Consider the following 14,700-nt stretch of genomic DNA (forward strand, 5'->3'; position numbering starts at 1 on the left):
CCGGCGGCGCTTACTGGGCGACCTGGTCGAAGGTGTACGCGGTGGGCTGCTGAGCACCGTGGGGGTGCTCGGCGCCGCGGTAGACCTTGAGCTTCTTGAGCTGCGCCGCACCGAGGCTGTTCTTGGGCAGCATGCCGCGGACAGCCTTCTCGACCGCGCGGACGGGGTTCTTCTCGAGGAGTTCCTCGTAGCTGACGGCCTTGAGGCCGCCCGGGTAACCCGAGTGGCGGTAGGCCATCTTCTTCTGGAGCTTCTGACCCGTGAGCGCGACCTTGTCGGCGTTGATCACGATGACGAAGTCGCCCGAGTCGATGTGGTTGGCGAAGGTCGCCTTGTGCTTGCCGCGGAGGAGGGCCGCCGCGTGCGAGGCCAGACGGCCGAGGACGACGTCGGTGGCGTCGATAACGACCCACTCGCGCGTGACCTCAGCGGCCTTGGGGGTGAAAGTGCGCGTCACAGTAGTGCTGCTTTCTTGATCGAACGGAGGAGTTCGTGAATCCCGCTCCGGTGGTCGGTTCTCCGGTCGATGACCGGGCAACTGGGCCGGTGGAGGGCTCACGTTCGGGCAACCCGCTCGCAGTGAGGCGGGCACCAAACAGTTAGCCTACGGCATCCGGATGCCACGGCCAAACGGCGACGCTCTCGTCACGCCGCGACGGAGGCCACGACGACGACGGCGATGCCGGTCAGGTTGTAGACCGCGTGCACGAGGACCGCGGGCCACAACCGCCCCGTCGCCACCACGCCGGTTCCCGCGGCGGCACCGACCAGCGCGAGCGACGCGGTGTCGGCGGGACCCATCGGCGCGACCAGTCCGTGGGCGGCGACGAAGAGCAGAGTCGTGACCGCGAGTGCGGCGATGGCCGCGGCCACGCGACCGCTGAGACGTCGCACCACGGTGTAGAGGCAGACGAGCAGCACCCCGTGGAAGAACGTCTCCTCCAGGACGGGGGCGATGGTCGTCGCGAAGATCGCCTCCGTGACGAAGGGCGTGGACGTGAGATCGACGGGGGCGGGCCACGCCGATTCGCCCGCCGCGCTCGCGAGCGCCCCCTGCGCGAAGCGCAGGACGACGCCCCACACCACGCCGATCAGAAGATCGGCCCCGCGGAAGCGCAGGAGCCCGCGCGGGCGGGAACGGCGGAACGCCCACACGCTCGGCACCACGAACGCGGCCCACAGCACTGCCTGGCACACGAAGGGCGCCAGGGCTGCGGGCAGCAGAACGGCACCGGCTCGAGCCCCGAGGATCCCCACCCCGAGCGAGACGACGGACCAGCCGAGGAGGTCGGCGCCCCACCCCGCGACGCTCGATCCGCCGTCGCGCCAGGCTCGTGGGCGCCGACGCGAGCGCGCGGGGGCAGCACGGACGGGCTCGAACATGGGACGTACCGTACGGCTCGACCCGAGGCTCGCCGGGCTGCTGCGCGCGAGCGAGCGACGGAAGTCCGCTGTTCCCACCCGCGCGACACCGGTTCCTCACCCGACAGGCCCCGGTCCGATGGCACATCGCGCACGCCGACGCAACGACTCGGACGCGACATCTCCTGGTCGCTAGCCTCGCGCCATGGCATCCCTCCGCTCTCTCGCCGCCGGTCTGTCGACCCTCGGGCTCTCGCTCGCCCTCGCGGGCTGCGGGTCCTCCCCCGGCGTCGGCCCCTCCGCGGGCGTCGGCTACGAGACCGTGATCGCCGCGGTGGTCCTCGCGGAATCGGAGGCGGGCGGCCGGGCGTTCGAGCTCGAGATCGAGGACGGCACGGCGCAGGTGCACGTCGCCGCCGCGGGCCGCGAGGTCGAGGTCGATGTCGACTTGGCCGGCCCCACCGTCACCGATCGCCGGGACGACGGCGATCTCGACCCGGACGACCGGGCGACGATGGATGCCGCGCCCACCACGCTCGCGGACGCGGTGCGGGTGGCCGCGGCCGCGCACGACGGCGACGGCAGCGTCGGCGAGGTCTCGCTGGAGCACGGCGCCGACGCGGCGTGGAAGGTCGCCTTCACCGACGCGGGCGACGTCGCGGTGTCGGTCGCGGACGGCACGATCGTGCGGTCCGCGGGCTGACGCGACCGGCCGCTCAGGCGAGGTCGGCGAACCCCGGCACGTCGGCGATGCCGAGGTCGAAGTGGTGCCCGTTGATGGCGAGGACATCGCGGTCTCCGTCGGGCAGGAAGCCCGACGACGAGACGGCACTCGCGTCGCTGCGGGGGGTCATGGGTCCCATGGTGGGCGCGTGAGGCCGGAGACGTCAGGGGTTGACTTCGCCGACGGCGTTCGATTCGAGTTGTGCACAATTCAATTGTGTGCAATTGTTTTGACATGCCCGCCGTCGACTCCCTCGTGTGCTTCGCCCTGTACGCGGCCAGCCGCACTACCACGCAGGCGTATCGCGTCCTCCTCGATCCGTGGGACCTCACGTACCCCCAGTACCTCGCCCTCGTGACGCTGTGGAACGACGGCGATCAGACGGTGAGCGGCCTCGGTGAAGCGCTGCAGCTCGATTCGGGCACGCTTTCGCCGATGCTCGCGCGCATGGAGGCCGCGGGGTACGTCACCCGCGAGCGTCGCGCCGACGACGAGCGCGTCGTAACGGTCTCGCTCACCCCGCGGGGACGCGCGATGCGCGAGGAACTCGCCCACGTCCCGCGCTGCATCGCGGTCGGATCGGGCATCACCGACGCCGACAGCGCCCACGAGATGATCCGCGCGCTCCAGCAGCTGACCGTGGCGATGCGCGATCTCCGCGACCACCCGCAGACCGTGATCGACGCGGTCGGCGGCGGCAGCCGCGCCTCCTGACCGAGGGGCGCGCCGCGCCCGCTCCTGCCCACGGATGCCGTACGGCATCCGTTCGTCCCCGAGAAAGGAACCCCACCCATGGACGTCCTCTACACCGCCGAAGCCCTGTCGACCGGAGAAGGCCGCAACGGCCGCGTCGTCGCTGGCGACCTCGACCTCGACGTCGCCGTCCCCAAGGAGATGGGCGGCTCAGGGGCGGGCACCAACCCCGAGCAACTGTTCGCCGCCGGCTACGCCGCGTGCTTCCACAGCGCCCTGCACGCCGTCGCGCGCGGCCACAAGGTGAAGCTGCAGGACTCGTCCGTCGGGGGACGCGTCCAGATCGGCCCGAACGGCCAGGGCGGCTACCAGCTCGCCGTGCTGCTCGAGGTCGTCCTGCCGGGCATCGAGCACGACCAGGCCCAGCAGCTCGCCGACGAGGCGCACCAGGTCTGCCCGTACTCCAACGCCACGCGGGGCAACATCGAGGTCACGGTCACGGTCTCCGACGACTGAGGCGCGATCGCGGGAAGGGGCGCTCCGGGAACGGGGCGCCCCTTCCCGTACCTGCGCATGAGGGCCCGGACGTAGGGTGACTGTCGTGATCCGCGTCCTGATCGTCGACGACGAAGCCCTCGTCCGCTCGGGCTTCGAGCTCATCCTCGGCGCGGCGGACGACATCGAGGTGGTCGCCGCCGTCGACGGCGACGAGGCCGTCGAGGTCATCCGGCGCGAACGCCCGGACGTCGTCCTCCTCGACATCCGGATGCCGGGACGCAGCGGTCTGGACGTGCTGGCCGACCTCCGCGACGATCCGGACCGCCCGGTCATCGGCATCCTCACGACCTTCGACACCGACGAGCACATCGCGCGCGCTCTGCAGGGCGGTGCGTCGGGCTTCCTGGTCAAGGACACTCCCCCCGAACACCTCGCGGCGATGGTGCGCTCGCTCGCCGCCGGCGGGGTCGTGCTCTCCCCGCAGGTCTCCCGCACGCTCGTCGACGGTTACGTCGGCGCACCCGACCTGGATGCCGCCGAGCGCGTGGCCCTCCTCACCGAACGCGAGCGCGACGTGCTGGAACACCTCCCGACGGGTGAGTCGAACGCGGAGATCGGCAAGCGCCTGCACCTCAGCGGCGCGACGGTGAAGGACCACGTGAGCGCGATCCTCGCGAAGCTGTCGGTCTCCTCGCGTCTGGAGGCGGCGCTCATCGCGGAGCGCGCCCGCCGGGGCGGCGACCGACGATGAGACCCGAATCCCGCGGACGTCTGGCGGCGCTCACCCGCCGTCGGTGGTTCGCGGTGGTCACCGACCTCGCGCTGGCGGCCGCTGCCGTCGTCGACGTCATCGTGCTCGTGCCGGACTGGACGCCGTTCGAGATCGCTCTCGCCGCGGTCGCGGTCGCGGGGCTGTTCCTCCGTCGAGGCTTCCCCTGGGTCGCCTTCGTGCTCGTCCTCCCCGGACTGGTGGTGGATGCCATGACAATCGCCGCCCCGATCGCCCTCTACTCCGTGGCGGTGCGCGAACGCCGTCTTCCGCCGCTCCTCGCGGCGGGTGCCGTCACGTTCGTCTGCTTCCTCCTGCCGGACTGGCAGTTGCCCGAACTCGACTACCTCGCGCCGTCCCTCCTCTACGCCCTGCTGTACGCCGCGACCCCGATCGCGCTCGGCGCCCTCGTCCGGACGCGCAGCGAACTGAGCGACCGGATCGCGGACCTCTCCGCGGCGCGGGAGTCGGAGAGGCGCCGCGACGAGCAGGACGTGCTTCGGCAGGAGCGCGCGAGACTGTCGCGCGAGATGCACGACGTGGTGTCCCACCAGGTGAGTCTGATCGCGGTGCAGGCCGGCGCCCTCCAGGTCTCGTCGACCGACCCGGACGCCCGCCGCACCGCGGGCGTGATCCGCTCGCTGGCGGTCCGGACGTTGGACGAGCTGCGACAGATGGTGAGCGTGCTCCGCGCCGACGGCGCGCCCACGCTCGGCGACAAGCCCCAACCGACTCTCCAGGACCTTCCCCGCCTGGTGGCGGACAGCGGTCTCCCCGCGGCTCTGATCACCGACCTCGGGACGGACGTCGCACCTCCGCTGCAGCGCGCCGTGTACCGCACCGTGCAGGAGGGCCTGACGAACGCGCGGAAGCATGCGCCGGGCGCTCCCGTGCGGGTGACCGTCCGCACGTCGACCACGACGATCGAGGTTCTGGTCGAGAACGGACCGCCCACGGCCCCCGCCCTTCCGCTGCCCTCGGGCGCGGCGGGCCTGCGCGGACTGCGGGAGCGCGCCGAGCTCCTCGGCGGCCGACTCGATGCCGAGGGGCGGCCCGACGGCGGATTCCGCCTCGCCGTGCAGCTCCCCGCCCGCGAACCCGAGCGCTGAGCGCCCCCGTCAGGACAGGCGCAGCTCGGGCTCGGTCTTCGGGTACGTCCGACGCAGCCATTCGCCGAATCCGGGCTGTGCGAGACACGTCGCCGAATCGGCGCAGCGGACCACCGGGTCGTCGGCCGCGTACGTGCGGTACACGTCGACCTTGGCATCCAGAGCCGGACCGGTGACGTTGACGGGCTGATCCTGGGACGGGTAGCCGAGGTAGTACGACACCGCCTCCGGGGGGATGCCGACGACGGGTGCGGTCGCGCGCACCAGTGAGCCGACGCACGAGTGGTCCGGGTGGTCACCGCGCGCGTAGGCGCTCTCATGCGGGACGTTGGTGCTCACGCGGTCGGGTTGCGCGGCGCCCAGGAGTTCGGCCAGCGTCGCCGTCAGACGCGGAAGGTCGTACGACGGTGCGCCGTCGACCGGCGCGAGCTCGGACACCTCGCCGTTGATGAGCTGCGTCAGCCCGGCGTTGCCGGTCGCGGTGAAGCCCTTCGCGTTCAAGCCGCCGTCGGGAAGGCGCAGCACCGTGATCGAGAGCCGGGGCTCGTCGGTCGGCACGAATCGGGTGACACGCGCACCGCTGAGGAGCGTGAGCGTGCGCTCGTCCCACGGCGCCGTCGAGCCGCGCATGAGGTCGTACGCGGCACGGATGCCGGCCTCCCGATCCTTCGCGTACTCGAGCCCCTTCCCGGCGTCGCCCGCGGTGACGTAGACGGCGCGGACGACGACGCCGGAGCCGATCGCTTCGGACAGTTCCGGGTTGGCGAAGATGATGTCGTCGTCGGCGTGGGCCCAGATCGTCGCCCGCGCGTTGACCCCCGGCGCCTCGGCCGCCGGGGAGACCCCCGCGGGCGACGCCGGCGCGGGGATCGGCCGCAGCGGCGTCCAGACCCCGGTCGGCGGGCCCGCGCGGCGCAGCTGCCGTGCGAGGAGCGCCCCACCGCCTAGACCGACCGCCGCGACCAGCCCGCCGATGATCAAGCCCCGGCGCGTCACGCGCACGCGACGCGCGGCCTTCATGGCGTCGTCGTTGTCCCCCTCCGCCCCGGAAAGGTCGTCGTGCTCCACCGTAGCTCCGTCCTGTGTCCCCCCGACCGGACGCGACGGATTCGGGCCGTCGGCGCTCGGCCTGACCTGACGACGCTATCGCGCCGGGTGCCCGCAGACGCGTCACTCCACGCCACACCCCACCGGGAGGCGGGGGGAGACGCGCCGGTCGGGGGGCACAGGGGGACGCGCACCGGGTTCATCGCGGCCACCCAGCCGACACCTAGGGAGGACGGGAACACTCGCCGCATGCAGACGTCCTCACCGCCGCGGTCGCTGTCCCCGCTCGCTCGTCGTATCCGCGCCGTCCTGTGGGAGTGGGACCCGATCGGCGTGCGCCTCATCGGCGAAGGCTGGCCCGACGACGAATACGACGATCTGCTGCTGCCGATCATGGCCGCTCTCGCCGAGCACCCGGATGCCGACGAACTCGCCGCCGACCTGCGGACCGTCCTCGAGACGGATTACGGCCTCCCCTCGCCCGAAGGATGCCACGACGTCGCCCGCGCACTCCTGGAGCTGAACGGCTCCCACCGACGCCCGTGAGTACTCGCGGACACGTTCCGGCGCAAGCCCGCCCTCACGCACCGATCGACCTCTTAGCGTGCAGCCATGGTTGATCTCACCCGCCCGCAGACCCCCGATCCGTATCCGCTCCTCCCGGCGGTGGCCTCCTTCGAGGTCGTGAGCGACGACGTCACCGACGCCCAGCCGCTCAAGGACGCCCAGGTCGCCGCTCGAGGGAACACGTCACCGCACCTGCGCTGGTCGGACGTCCCGGAGGGCACCGAGTCCTTCACGATCACGTGCTTCGATCCGGACGCCCCGACGCCGAGCGGCTTCTGGCACTGGGTTCTCGTCGACCTCCCCGGCGATCTGAGGGAGATCCCCGCGGACTTCGCGTCAGGACGACTGCCGGAAGGGGCGTTCCACGTCCGCAACGACGGCGGCGACGCCGGCTTCCTCGGTGCCGCACCTCCCGAGGGCGATCAGCCGCACCGCTATTTCTTCGTCGTCCATGCGGTGGGCGCACCGAGCCTCGGCCTCGATGCCTCCGCGACCCCCGCGGTCGTGTCGTTCACCCTCGCCTTCCAGACCCTGGGTCGGGCGATCATCCACGGCACCTTCCAGCACTGACGGGGCGCGACCCTCCCCGATCAGGAGAAGCGGAGGTCGGCCTCGGTCACCGGGTACGACCTCCGCAGCCACTCCCCGAACCTGCGGGTCTTGAGGCACGCATCCCGGTCGGCGCAGCGGACCACGTCATCGTGCTGCGCGTAGAGGCGATACGTCTCCACCTTGGCATCCAGAATCGCCCCGTCCAGCGTGCGGGGCAGGTCCTGCGACGGATAACCGATGAAGTAGAGGATGCCGGGAGCCGCCGCCGCATCGCGGCCGATGGAGTCCCGCACCAGCGTGCCGACCACGGAGTGGTCGGGATGATCGCCTGACGCGTACGCACTCCCCCGCGGAACGTGTGTGAGCGTGCGGGCGGGGCGCAGCGCGGCGGCGAGTTCTGCGAGCGCGGCCGACAGATGCGGCCGGTCCACCGCCGGGCCACCGTCGATGGGGGAGATCGTCCCGATCCCGCCGTCGAGGAGCTTGCTCAACGTCTGATGACCGGTCGCGTCGAATCCGCCGTCGGTGATGTTCCCGTCCGGCAGGTGCGCGAACAGAACCGACACCCGCGGATCACCCTGCGGACTGCGACGTTCCACCCGTAGCCCCGCATCGAGGGTGACCAGGGTCGAGTCCCACGCACCGGCTGAGCCCCGCATGTGGTCGTAGGCGTTCAGGATGCCCTGCTCGCGCTCCCGGGCGTAGCCGAGCCCCCGGCCTGCATCCCCCGCCGTGAGGAAGAGGCTGCGCACGCACTGCCCGGCCGCGAGCGCGTCCGAGATGGTGGGGTTGGCGAAGATGATGTCGTCGTCCGGATGCGCCCACACCGTGAGGACGGTGTCGCCGGCGCAGGTCTCGGCAGCGGGCGAAGGGGGCGTCGGGGCGGCCGTCGGAGTCGGCGGCGTCGGGCTGGCCACAGGTGACGAGGTGCGGCGCGGCGACACGGGGTCCGTCGGCGAAGGGCTCGGCGCGGCGACCGATGCGGTGGCACCGGTCGGCCAGATCCCGAGGGCGGCCGCCGCCACGATCGATCCGCCGACCACGAGCAGGGATGCCAGCACCGCGATCAGAGCCCCCGCCCCGAGGCGGGCGGGCAGCGGCGTCCGCCGATCGGCACGTGTCATCGGCGGTCCCCCCGGGCGTCGCGGTCACGGGCATCCGCGCGCCGTCGACCGGGAGCGAGTGTAGCGGGCGCAGGTCTCGCGCCGGGGTGAGGCTCGCCCAACCGGGATGAGCGCCCCCGGAGTGCCCATGCACCCCACCGCGCGCGGTGTCCGGGGCGGTCCCCCGTTTGGAGGACAACCCTGCCATTCAGGGAAATCTGGGGTGACCGTGCCGAGCACTCAGGAAACAATTCGTTCATGCAGGGGTGATTCACGGGGTGAGTTCAGGCTGTTATCGTTCACCACGAGAACCACGATCCGGATCACCGGGGAAAGGGGCCAAAGCACTGTGACGTCTGACCTCAAGGTCGGCGCGACACCGACGTCGCAGAGCGCCGTCGCCGACATCGATGATGCGGCGACAGCAACATCGATCCGCGCTTCCTTCCTCGACCGCGAGCCGCAGGGCTCGGCGGCGACGCGCGACCGTTGGCGCCAGCGCTACCGCCGCAACCTCATCATCACTGACCTCGCCTCGCTGATCTGGGTCGTGTACGGAACACAGTTGGCGTGGTTCGGGACCGGCAATGCCGCCATCGCGGCCAGCCACGACAGCCGGATCTCCGACCTCTCCTACTGGCTGTTCTCCGCGGTGCTCATCGTCGCGTGGATGTGGGCACTCTCCTTCATCGATTCGCGCAGCGACCGCGTGCTCGGCACGGGTTCGCAGGAGTACATCCGCATCGTCGACTCCAGCTTCCGCCTGTTCGGCACGATCGCCATCATCGCCTTCCTCACACAGATCGACGTGGCGCGCGGATACCTCCTGATCAGCCTGCCCGTCGGCATCCTGGTCCTGATCTTCACGCGCTGGCTCTGGCGCAAGTGGCTGGTCGTCCAGCGCTCACGGGGGAAGTACTCGGCCAACGTGCTGCTCGTCGGATCCCTCCCCTCGGTCACACAGGTCGCCCGGGAGTTCGCCCGCAATCCGAACGCCGGCTACCGCGTCGTCGGAGCCTGCGTGCCCAGCGGCAAGGTCGCCGACACGATCCCGGGGACGGACATCCCCGTCATGGGACACGTGGGCGACATCTCCCGCGCTCTCCAGGTCACCGGCGCGGACACGGTCGCCGTGACCAGCGCGGACGAGCTGCCGGCCGACAAGGTCAAGCAGATCTCCTGGAGCCTCGAGGCGGGCCGCCAGCACCTCGTGCTCGCGCCGAGCATCATCGACATCGCCGGCCCGCGGCTGCACACGCGCCCGGTCGCCGGTCTCCCCCTCATCCACGTGGAAACCCCGCGCTTCTCCCGCGGGCAGGTGTTCTTGAAGCGCACCGTCGACCTGGTCGCGAGCGTCATCGGCGTCATCCTCCTGAGCCCGGTCCTGGCGTTCCTCGCGATGGCCGTACGCCTCTCGAGCGAGGGTCCGGTGTTCTTCCGACAGAAGCGCGTCGGCTTCCGCGGTCGCGAGTTCACGATGATCAAGTTCCGATCGATGGTCGTCAACGCGGAGGACATGCTCGAGCAGCTCGCCAAGGAGGAGAGGGACGCCGGCAACGAGGTCCTCTTCAAGATGAAGAACGACCCGCGCGTCACGCCGATCGGGCGGATCATGCGGAAGTTCAGCCTCGATGAGCTGCCTCAGCTGTTCAACGTCATCGGCGGATCCATGTCGCTCGTCGGCCCGCGACCGCCGCTGCCCTCCGAGGTCGCCCTCTACGCTGATCACGTGCACCGGCGATTCCTTGCGAAGCCCGGCATCACCGGTCTGTGGCAGGTGAGCGGTCGTTCGTCCCTGTCCTGGGAGGAGTCGGTGCGTCTCGACCTGTCGTACGTCGAGAACTGGACCCTCGTCGGCGACTTCGTGATCCTCGGCAAGACCGCCCGTGCCGCGCTGGCGCCGGGCGAGACGGCCGCGTGAACTCCCCGCGTCCCCGCGTGGGTCGACGGCGTGGCACCCGCGCGCCGTCTGGGTACAGAGCTGGAGGAGACCCGTGCGTCTTTCTGTGATTGGTTGCGGATACCTGGGAGCCGTTCACGCGGCGGCGATGGCCTCGATCGGACACGAAGTGGTCGGAATCGACGTCGATGAGCGGAAGGTAGCCGCACTCTCCAAGGGAGAGGCGCCGTTCTTCGAGCCCGGCCTCCAGGAGATCCTCACCGAGGGCATCGAGTCGGGCCGCCTGTCGTTCACCACCGATATGGCCGCCGCCCAGGGCGCGAAGGTGCATTTCATCGGTGTCGGAACGCCGCAGCAGCCCGGTGGCTACGCGGCCGACCTCACGTACGTGCACGCGGCCGTGGACGGTCTGCTCCCCTTCCTCTCCGAGGGGGACATCGTCGCCGGCAAGTCGACCGTGCCGGTCGGTACGGCCGAGTCGCTGGCGCCGCGTGTGTCCGAGCGGGGTGCGACCCTCGTCTGGAACCCGGAATTCCTGCGCGAGGGATGGGCCGTCCAGGACACGGTCGACCCCGACCGTCTCGTCGCGGGCGTGCCGAGCGCCGACGGCGGCCCGACGAAGGAGGGAGCCCGCACCGCCGACGTGCTGCGCGAGGTCTACCACCCGTCCGTCGCGAAGGGCACGCCGTTCATCGTCACGGATTACGCCACGGCGGAGCTCGTGAAGGTCTCGGCGAACGCGTTCCTCGCGACGAAGATCAGCTTCATCAACGCGATGGCCGAAATCGCGGAGGTGACCGGCGCCGACGTGACCACTCTTGCCGACGCGATCGGCCACGACGCGCGCATCGGGCGCCGCTTCCTCGGCGCCGGCATCGGCTTCGGCGGCGGCTGCCTCCCCAAGGACATCCGCGCGTTCTCGGCCCGCGCCGAAGAGCTCGGCCGGGGTGAGTCCGTGGCGTTCCTGCGCGAGATCGACGCGATCAACCTCCGGCGTCGTGATCGCGCCGTCGATCTCACCGTCCAGGCCCTGGGCGGCTCGGTGTTCGAGAAGAAGGTCACCGTCCTGGGCGCGGCCTTCAAGCCGCACAGCGACGACATCCGCGACTCCCCTGCTCTCGACGTCGCCGTGCGCCTGCACGGGCTCGGCGCCGACGTCACCCTGACGGACCCGGCCGCGATCGAGAACGCCCGTCGCATCCACCCGCAGCTGACCTACGTCGAGGACCGCGACGAGGCCCTGCGCGACGCGGACGCCGTGATCGTCGTGACCGAGTGGGACGAGTACCGTCGTGAGCTCGACCCGGCGCACGCCGCGGAGCTCACGGCCGGTCGCATCGTCGTCGACGGCCGGAACTGCCTGGATGCCGCCGCCTGGCGCTCCGCCGGCTGGACGTACTACGGCATGGGTCGCCCCTGACCCCGCGCAGAATGCACGAACGCCCCGGCCTCGCCGGGGCGTTCGTCGTTGCGGCGGGCGCGGAAGAAACTTCCGACCGCGGCGTGACGAAACGCCCGCCGCGTACGTCTCACCAGTAAGCGAACACCGCTGCACCGGGATCACTGGGATCGCCGGGGCAGAACGTACTGGAAGGACACTCCGATGGCTATCGAAGAGAAGCCCGCGGCGCCCGTCGCCGCGCCGCAGACGTCGCGCGTGGACCGCGCGTTCACCGGCTCCGCCACGCCCACCGCGGACACCGCCGGCAAGACCACCATCGCCGACTCCGTCGTGGCCAAGGTCGCCGGCATCGCCGCGCGCGAGGTCACCGGCGTGCACGCCCTCGGCGGCGGCGGCGCCCGCGCTTTCGGCGCGATCCGCGACGCGATCAACGCCACCGACCTGACGCAGGGCGTCAAGGTCGAGGTGGGCGAGACCCAGGCCGCGGCCGACCTCACCATCGTGGTCGAGTACCCGGCCCCGATCCAGGAGGTGGCCGACCAGGTGCGCGCGCGCGTCGCCAGTGCCATCAGCCGTCTCGTCGGCCTCGAGGTCGTCGAGGTCAACGTCGACGTCAACGACATCCACATCCCGGGTGACGATGACGACGACTCGACCCCCTCGCGCGTGTCATGAACCCGACCGTCACCGGCGCCCTCGTCGGCCTCGTCCTGGCCGCGGCCGCGCTGATCTTCGGATTCTGGGGCTTCCTGCTGGTCGCCCTGTTCATGGCGATCGGTGCGGTCGTCGGTCGGATCGTCTCCGGCCAGATCGACATCCGCAGCATCGCCAACGCATTCTCGGGTCGGAGCACATCGTGACCACCGCGCTTCCCGGGGTGGCCTCCGCCGCCCCGGGGGGCGGGGCCCCCGCGCGCACCGCCGGTCGGGTAGATGTCGCCGATCGCGTGTTCCGCAAGGCGGCCGAGCAGGCCGCCGCCGAGACCATTGGTGTGGACCGCGCCGACGTGTCCGTCGACATCGCCGCGTCCCGCGACACCGTCGTGGTCCGCGTGCGGGCACCGTTTCCGATCCCGCGTCTGGACGACACCGAAGCCGTGCGGTCCGCAACGCCCGTCCTGGAGGCGGCGCACGGCATCCAGCGCGACCTCCACGACCGCCTCACCCGCCTGTTCGGGCGTGAGGTGTCGCGCGTGGATCTGACCATCGCCGGGGCGACGACCCCGAAGAGAAGGAGGGTGAGATGACCGATTCCGTTCTGCGCACCGTCGTGCGCCGCGAGACGCATTCGCCCCGCACCGGTGCGATGCTCGTCGTCGTCACGCTGCTCGTCCTCGCCGCCGTGTACGCCGCCGTCGAGATCGCCCTGTCCCTCGCGGGACGGCCGCCGCTGCTCGTGACGCCCGGGGCCGCCTTCGACGCCCTCGCCGGGCTGCCGTCCGCTCTCGTTCCCGCCGGGCAGATCGCGGTCGGCGCCGTCATCGCTCTCGTCGGTCTCATCGTGCTCGTGATCGCGGTGGCCCCGGGCCGCCTCTCGCGGCACGAGATGGCGTGGGGGGAGCGCGCCGTCGTCGTGGACAACGGCGTCGTGGCCTCCGCCCTCGCTCAGCACCTGAGCCTGTCCTCCGGGATCGCTCGTGAGAACGTCGTCGTCGGTGTCGCCCACCGCACCGTCGACGTGACCGTGCGTCCACCCCTCGGCATCCCCGTGGATGCCGACCGCCTCCGCCAGATCGTGGAGGACGAGGTGGCGACCTACCACCTGAGCCCGTCCGTACGCACGCACGTACGCGTGGAGCGGCCGGCCGATGCCGAGAAGGAGAACTCCCGATGAGGAACACCAACCGCGCCCTCAACCGCATCGTGCTGTTCGTCGTGGCCGCCGTCCTGCTCGCGTTCGGCGCTCTCGTCATCGCCGTCGCCGCGGTGCCGGGCTTGGCCGACGCGTGGACAGGGACCGCCGACGGCATCCGCGGCTGGGCCGACGGCGTCGGCGAGCCCGCCTTCGGGATCGGCGTCATCGCCGCCCTCGCGGTGATCGTGCTCGTTCTCGTGCTCGTGGCCGTGGGCGCCGTGCGCGGGAAGCACCGTGTCCCGCTCCAGTCCACGGGCGCGGAGAGCGACGCGGGACGCATCACCATCACGGACGGCTTCGCCGCGGCCGCGCTGAAGAACTCGCTCGACGAGCGCGACGAGATCCTGGTCTCGCGCATCGCGTCGAACGAGGTCCGCAAGGAGACGGTGCTCCACGTGAGCGTCACGCCTCGGCAGAACACGTCTCCCCGCCGCATCGCGGAAGACGTGGACACGCTGGTGACCAACCTCGCGACCCTGACCGGCCAGCAGTTCCGCACCTTCGTCTCGGTGCACTCGAGCCTGCGCGCGAAGCTCGCCCACGATCAGAAGCGTCTGCAGTAGGAGGGATGCCATGCGCAACCGCATCATCGCCGTGGGCGCCGTCGCCATCGTGGCCTACGTCCTCGGCACGCGTGCCGCTCGCGTCCAGGTGAAGAGCCGCGAGTCGGTCGGACACCAACTCGTCCGGCTCTGGGACGACCCGCGCTCGCGCCGACGTCGGCGCCGGGCCGCAGCGGAGGCGGAGAAGAGGGCGAAGAAGGCGCTTCGGAAGCTCCGCCACTAGAGCGGGGCCGCGATCCGCGCGTCGAACGGGGGAGGGTGCTCGGCACTCCTCCCCCGTTCGCGTTTGCGCGGGCACCCTGTGGATGGGGCGCACGCCCTCTCGCATGCGCATGTAAAAATGCCCTCGACAGAAAGGCCGCGATGCTCCCCCGCCACCATCCCCCCGCCCCCTCCGCACGCACCTCCCCGCTCCCCCACGACGACGGGACCGCCGACGGATTCCCCCCGAGGTGTCCGCGATGTCTGCACACACTCCAGCCGCAGCGCCGAGCGTCTTCGGACGTCTGGGTGTGCCCCGGATGCGAGCTCATTCGCATCGCGTGAGGCGGCGGCTA

General features: G+C 71.2%; 20 protein-coding genes. 15 read left to right on the plus strand and 5 right to left on the minus strand.

The annotated features are described in order from the left end of the window. Window positions 1-10: 10 nt before the first annotated feature. Window positions 11-457, minus strand: coding sequence for a 50S ribosomal protein L13 (gene rplM / locus RKD05_RS02800; protein ID WP_022877308.1), 447 nt, complete (start codon window positions 455-457; stop codon window positions 11-13). A 188-nt stretch (window positions 458-645) separates the two neighbouring features. After that, a complete protein-coding gene (locus tag RKD05_RS02805; RefSeq protein ID WP_424707894.1) occupies window positions 646-1,383 on the minus strand; it encodes a CPBP family intramembrane glutamic endopeptidase in 738 nt (245 codons plus the stop codon). A 184-nt stretch (window positions 1,384-1,567) separates the two neighbouring features. Here RKD05_RS02805 and RKD05_RS02810 point away from each other — a divergent pair, with 184 nt between their 5' ends. Further along, a complete protein-coding gene (locus RKD05_RS02810; protein WP_424707896.1) occupies window positions 1,568-2,065 on the plus strand; it encodes a hypothetical protein in 498 nt (165 codons plus the stop codon). 13 nt (window positions 2,066-2,078) lie between these two features. On the opposite strand, the gene RKD05_RS02815 is transcribed toward RKD05_RS02810, so the two are convergent. Further along, window positions 2,079-2,216 carry a hypothetical protein gene (locus RKD05_RS02815; RefSeq protein ID WP_424707897.1) on the minus strand — a complete coding sequence of 46 codons (138 nt, stop codon included), beginning with the start codon at window positions 2,214-2,216 and terminating at the stop codon, window positions 2,079-2,081. 104 nt (window positions 2,217-2,320) lie between these two features. Between RKD05_RS02815 and RKD05_RS02820 the strand changes: the two genes are divergently transcribed. The 4 genes from RKD05_RS02820 to RKD05_RS02835 all read left to right on the plus strand — a co-directional run bounded on the left by RKD05_RS02820 (window position 2,321) and on the right by RKD05_RS02835 (window position 5,155). After that, entirely contained in the window at window positions 2,321-2,800 is a 480-nt protein-coding gene (locus RKD05_RS02820; protein ID WP_424707898.1) for a MarR family winged helix-turn-helix transcriptional regulator, read from the plus strand. Between the two features lie 78 nt (window positions 2,801-2,878). Continuing rightward, window positions 2,879-3,295 (plus strand): organic hydroperoxide resistance protein, encoded by a 417-nt coding sequence (locus RKD05_RS02825; RefSeq protein WP_063256456.1) that lies wholly within the window; start codon window positions 2,879-2,881, stop codon window positions 3,293-3,295. 85 nt (window positions 3,296-3,380) lie between these two features. After that, on the plus strand, window positions 3,381-4,028 hold the full coding sequence (locus RKD05_RS02830; RefSeq protein WP_424707899.1) for a response regulator: 648 nt from the start codon (window positions 3,381-3,383) through the stop codon (window positions 4,026-4,028). Continuing rightward, complete coding sequence (locus RKD05_RS02835) at window positions 4,025-5,155, plus strand: sensor histidine kinase (protein ID WP_424707900.1); 1,131 nt, start codon at window positions 4,025-4,027, stop codon at window positions 5,153-5,155. Before RKD05_RS02830 ends, RKD05_RS02835 begins: the two co-directional genes overlap by 4 nt. Window positions 5,156-5,164: 9 nt before the next feature. On the opposite strand, the gene RKD05_RS02840 is transcribed toward RKD05_RS02835, so the two are convergent. Then, window positions 5,165-6,223: a PIG-L family deacetylase gene (locus RKD05_RS02840; protein ID WP_424707901.1), complete on the minus strand. Its 1,059-nt coding sequence runs from the start codon at window positions 6,221-6,223 to the stop codon at window positions 5,165-5,167. A 228-nt stretch (window positions 6,224-6,451) separates the two neighbouring features. On the opposite strand from RKD05_RS02840, the gene RKD05_RS02845 reads away from it, so the two are divergent. Both RKD05_RS02845 and RKD05_RS02850 read left to right on the plus strand, forming a co-directional pair. Further along, the gene (locus RKD05_RS02845) at window positions 6,452-6,748 is read left to right on the plus strand and encodes a hypothetical protein (protein WP_424707903.1); all 297 of its coding nucleotides are present in this window, start codon (window positions 6,452-6,454) and stop codon (window positions 6,746-6,748) included. 66 nt (window positions 6,749-6,814) lie between these two features. Continuing rightward, window positions 6,815-7,339 carry a YbhB/YbcL family Raf kinase inhibitor-like protein gene (locus RKD05_RS02850; RefSeq protein ID WP_424707905.1) on the plus strand — a complete coding sequence of 175 codons (525 nt, stop codon included), beginning with the start codon at window positions 6,815-6,817 and terminating at the stop codon, window positions 7,337-7,339. Window positions 7,340-7,359: 20 nt separating this feature from the next. Here RKD05_RS02850 and RKD05_RS02855 read toward each other — a convergent pair whose 3' ends face one another. Further along, window positions 7,360-8,445: a PIG-L family deacetylase gene (locus RKD05_RS02855; RefSeq protein ID WP_424707907.1), complete on the minus strand. Its 1,086-nt coding sequence runs from the start codon at window positions 8,443-8,445 to the stop codon at window positions 7,360-7,362. Window positions 8,446-8,773: 328 nt separating this feature from the next. Between RKD05_RS02855 and RKD05_RS02860 the strand changes: the two genes are divergently transcribed. The 8 genes from RKD05_RS02860 (at window position 8,774) to RKD05_RS02895 (ending at window position 14,366) form a co-directional block, all read left to right on the plus strand. After that, on the plus strand, window positions 8,774-10,345 hold the full coding sequence (locus tag RKD05_RS02860; protein ID WP_424707909.1) for a sugar transferase: 1,572 nt from the start codon (window positions 8,774-8,776) through the stop codon (window positions 10,343-10,345). A gap of 73 nt (window positions 10,346-10,418) precedes the next feature. Beyond that, on the plus strand, window positions 10,419-11,744 hold the full coding sequence (locus tag RKD05_RS02865; RefSeq protein WP_424707910.1) for a UDP-glucose dehydrogenase family protein: 1,326 nt from the start codon (window positions 10,419-10,421) through the stop codon (window positions 11,742-11,744). A 183-nt stretch (window positions 11,745-11,927) separates the two neighbouring features. After that, a complete protein-coding gene (locus RKD05_RS02870; RefSeq protein WP_424707912.1) occupies window positions 11,928-12,401 on the plus strand; it encodes an Asp23/Gls24 family envelope stress response protein in 474 nt (157 codons plus the stop codon). Then, a complete protein-coding gene (locus RKD05_RS02875; protein ID WP_022878139.1) occupies window positions 12,398-12,586 on the plus strand; it encodes a DUF2273 domain-containing protein in 189 nt (62 codons plus the stop codon). Before RKD05_RS02870 ends, RKD05_RS02875 begins: the two co-directional genes overlap by 4 nt. After that, on the plus strand, window positions 12,583-12,972 hold the full coding sequence (locus RKD05_RS02880; RefSeq protein WP_424707913.1) for a hypothetical protein: 390 nt from the start codon (window positions 12,583-12,585) through the stop codon (window positions 12,970-12,972). Before RKD05_RS02875 ends, RKD05_RS02880 begins: the two co-directional genes overlap by 4 nt. Then, a complete protein-coding gene (locus RKD05_RS02885; RefSeq protein ID WP_424707915.1) occupies window positions 12,969-13,559 on the plus strand; it encodes a DNA/RNA endonuclease G in 591 nt (196 codons plus the stop codon). The genes RKD05_RS02880 and RKD05_RS02885 overlap by 4 nt, the downstream gene beginning before the upstream one ends. Then, entirely contained in the window at window positions 13,556-14,143 is a 588-nt protein-coding gene (locus tag RKD05_RS02890; protein ID WP_424707916.1) for a hypothetical protein, read from the plus strand. The genes RKD05_RS02885 and RKD05_RS02890 overlap by 4 nt, the downstream gene beginning before the upstream one ends. Window positions 14,144-14,153: 10 nt before the next feature. After that, the gene (locus RKD05_RS02895; protein WP_424707918.1) at window positions 14,154-14,366 is read left to right on the plus strand and encodes a hypothetical protein; all 213 of its coding nucleotides are present in this window, start codon (window positions 14,154-14,156) and stop codon (window positions 14,364-14,366) included. Window positions 14,367-14,700: the final 334 nt, after the last annotated feature.

It is taken from the genome of Microbacterium sp. SLBN-111 (assembly GCF_049739645.1).
Lineage (GTDB): Bacteria > Actinomycetota > Actinomycetes > Actinomycetales > Microbacteriaceae > Microbacterium.

Coding starts and splice junctions, on each gene's coding strand:
- RKD05_RS02805 (WP_424707894.1), bottom strand. CDS start 1,383: ATGTTCGAGCCCGTCCGTGCTGCCCCCGCGCGCTCGCGTCGGCGCCCA.
- RKD05_RS02810 (WP_424707896.1), top strand. CDS start 1,568: ATGGCATCCCTCCGCTCTCTCGCCGCCGGTCTGTCGACCCTCGGGCTC.
- RKD05_RS02815 (WP_424707897.1), bottom strand. CDS start 2,216: ATGACCCCCCGCAGCGACGCGAGTGCCGTCTCGTCGTCGGGCTTCCTG.
- RKD05_RS02820 (WP_424707898.1), top strand. CDS start 2,321: ATGCCCGCCGTCGACTCCCTCGTGTGCTTCGCCCTGTACGCGGCCAGC.
- RKD05_RS02825 (WP_063256456.1), top strand. CDS start 2,879: ATGGACGTCCTCTACACCGCCGAAGCCCTGTCGACCGGAGAAGGCCGC.
- RKD05_RS02835 (WP_424707900.1), top strand. CDS start 4,025: ATGAGACCCGAATCCCGCGGACGTCTGGCGGCGCTCACCCGCCGTCGG.
- RKD05_RS02845 (WP_424707903.1), top strand. CDS start 6,452: ATGCAGACGTCCTCACCGCCGCGGTCGCTGTCCCCGCTCGCTCGTCGT.
- RKD05_RS02850 (WP_424707905.1), top strand. CDS start 6,815: ATGGTTGATCTCACCCGCCCGCAGACCCCCGATCCGTATCCGCTCCTC.
- RKD05_RS02855 (WP_424707907.1), bottom strand. CDS start 8,445: ATGACACGTGCCGATCGGCGGACGCCGCTGCCCGCCCGCCTCGGGGCG.
- RKD05_RS02870 (WP_424707912.1), top strand. CDS start 11,928: ATGGCTATCGAAGAGAAGCCCGCGGCGCCCGTCGCCGCGCCGCAGACG.
- RKD05_RS02875 (WP_022878139.1), top strand. CDS start 12,398: ATGAACCCGACCGTCACCGGCGCCCTCGTCGGCCTCGTCCTGGCCGCG.
- RKD05_RS02885 (WP_424707915.1), top strand. CDS start 12,969: ATGACCGATTCCGTTCTGCGCACCGTCGTGCGCCGCGAGACGCATTCG.
- RKD05_RS02890 (WP_424707916.1), top strand. CDS start 13,556: ATGAGGAACACCAACCGCGCCCTCAACCGCATCGTGCTGTTCGTCGTG.
- RKD05_RS02895 (WP_424707918.1), top strand. CDS start 14,154: ATGCGCAACCGCATCATCGCCGTGGGCGCCGTCGCCATCGTGGCCTAC.